Consider the following 516-nt stretch of genomic DNA (forward strand, 5'->3'; position numbering starts at 1 on the left):
GGGCCAGATTATGAAATGAATTATTGTATGATTTAAACAACCGGCGATTTATAGGGAGGCGCAAATGAATACTTTTTGGAAACTAAATGTTATCAGTGTGTTGTATGCTGTAATGATTTTCATTCCCATTGAGCTTTTCATAAATGTATCCCGTATTAGTAGGTTAACGGGATGGGATTTTGATGTTATTAATAAAGTGATAGGTGTTAGCGCAATCGTTTCCGTTATACTTCTTTCTGCGTTCATTCACTATTTAACAAAGGCTTGGCTGTATAATCGTAAATCATCCTTTTGGTCTGTTCTTCTTTGGTTGCCGTATTTAATTCTTTTCATTTTTATATTTGCTTCTTTATTTCCTATTACCAAACCAGCAGATAAAGGCGGTCCTGGAGATGGAATATTGATTTTAGGATGTTTAATCCTTTATCCCTTATATGTTTTATTACTCAACGCATTCATCACTTTTACAAGTGATGAAAAAACAGTATAACTCTGGTCTATTCCAGAATCGGGCGC

Annotated in this window: 1 protein-coding gene; it reads left to right on the forward strand. The window is 34.5% G+C overall.

The annotated features are described in order from the left end of the window. The first annotated feature begins 64 nt into the window (after positions 1-64). Positions 65-490: a hypothetical protein gene (locus FILTAD_RS15210; RefSeq protein ID WP_124071825.1), complete on the forward strand. Its 426-nt coding sequence runs from the start codon at positions 65-67 to the stop codon at positions 488-490. Positions 491-516: the final 26 nt, after the last annotated feature.

Source organism: Filibacter tadaridae (assembly GCF_900609045.1).
GTDB lineage: Bacteria > Bacillota > Bacilli > Bacillales_A > Planococcaceae > Sporosarcina > Sporosarcina tadaridae.